Below are 1,719 nucleotides of genomic sequence, written 5' to 3'. Positions count from 1 at the left end.
GGGGGTGGTGCTAGCCATGCCGGGGTGTACTCCTGTCTCGCCCATCCAGGCTAACCCGATAAAACGGGTGCCTCAGCCGAGGCTGTCAGAGAGGGTTGGGGCAGCACCTGGAGCTGAAGCTCAGCGTCATCAATTGGTTCGTTGAGCGTGCCTCTGCGGCCTGGCTGATTGCTCAACCCCGACCAGGCATTCGGCCCGAATGGCTCCCCGAGGACGGGCTCGAGGCAGAGGATCGCCCAGATTTTGATGCCGCGCACCCCCAGACCCTCCGGATCCGGAGGGGCCACCCCGTTGGCGACGCGCTCGCAAGCTCCTGGTCAAACTACTGGGCGTCATCGACGACTTCTTCCAGAGCCTCATCCTCGCGATCCCCAGTGCCGGAGAGACGATCGTCGAGATCAAGGAGGCGTTGCAGTCAGTCCTCGATCGGTAGGGCCCCCTCGGGCCCTTGCATGCCCCGGGCCCCACATGCGCGTTCGGGGCATGTCGCGACCGGTGTCTACCGGGAATCCATCGGCATGGTGTCCCGGGGGCGTCAGGCATGTGCTGGCGCCGAGTTTCCTGGAACCAGTTGTTGAATTCACCATCAAATTTCGCGCCATGAGATCCGGTCATCTTCGCTGGTTATCGGCCACCTTGTTTCCCGTTAGGCGTGTCAGCTGGACGCCGGGGGCGCACCGGGCTGTGTCCCAGAGGCGAGGGCTCGCCGGGGCGAGCGGTAGGTGAACTGGTGCGGGGCCCGACTCGGAAAGCCGCCTGCGCCTTGCCGGGCCCCGCACCAGGTCGTAGTCGGGGGCCACTGGGCTGATGGTTTTGTGTGCGGTGCCGTCTGGTTCTGGGCTGTAATTATGCGATGACTGTGAGTTTTCGGCCATTGTTGCTGCAGGGGTCCACGTGAGCCCTGCGAAGAGCGGCCGAGCCTCTGGACGGTCTTGGGTCGTGGCTCGCCCATGCGCAATCTGGTGTCGACCTGGGTTGATTCGGCATCCACCTCCCTGGGTGAGCGGTGCAGTCGCTTGCGAATACATTCGAACGACACGAAAGATAGTGCGACACTCGCACGCTTTTGGTCGTTATCTAACATGATCATCGCCGTGAATCGGTCATGCGGAGATATGTTCGTGCGGCGATCGCGAGCACGACAGCGCTGCACCGGGGGGAAAGCGAAAGGTGCTTCCTCCGTCATGCCTGCATGGCTGATGTCATGCGCAGGACACAGGAGAAAGAATGCACATGCACCAGAGAGCCGTTGGTCTCGTCGCTGGGGCCGTACTGCTGGGATTCGCGGGCGCGGTCCCGGCTCACGCTGAGGGCAGCCGCACCACGTCCTTCACCGGCTGGCACCCCGGCAACGAGTCCTCCCGCTGGAGTGACAACAACACCGACGGTGTCAGCACCTCGGTGACGCTCCGCGGCTGTCACACCGACGGGGCCGATGGGTTCAAAAAGGCCAACCTGAAGCTGTGGAGGAACCGCGACCTGCTGCCCGACGATGATAGGGGCACCCGCAGCAACAGCTGCGGCAAGTCCGCCTGGGGTGACCAGCAGTCTGGTAAGTACTACTTCGAGCTCTTCAGCTTCAACACGGGCGGCACCATGAGCGCCAACAAGGTGCTCATCGCCTACTAGATGAATGAGTCCAAGGGTTCGCCTGCGGACATGGCACGAGGGCGCCCAATGTCAATGTGTGACGAAAGACCTGGACACCCTCGCAACGGC

At 63.0% G+C, this 1,719-nt stretch carries 1 protein-coding gene; it reads left to right on the top strand.

The window, feature by feature from the left end; genetic code table 11:
• Nucleotides 1-1,233: 1,233 nt before the first annotated feature.
• Nucleotides 1,234-1,629: a hypothetical protein gene (locus tag ABZS71_RS35600; RefSeq protein ID WP_356217004.1), complete on the top strand. Its 396-nt coding sequence runs from the start codon at nt 1,234-1,236 to the stop codon at nt 1,627-1,629.
• Nucleotides 1,630-1,719: the final 90 nt, after the last annotated feature.

Source organism: Streptomyces sp. NPDC005393, from assembly GCF_040606675.1.
Taxonomy (GTDB): Bacteria; Actinomycetota; Actinomycetes; order Streptomycetales; family Streptomycetaceae; genus Streptomyces.
This window is presented reverse-complemented; position numbering and strand designations above follow the sequence as displayed.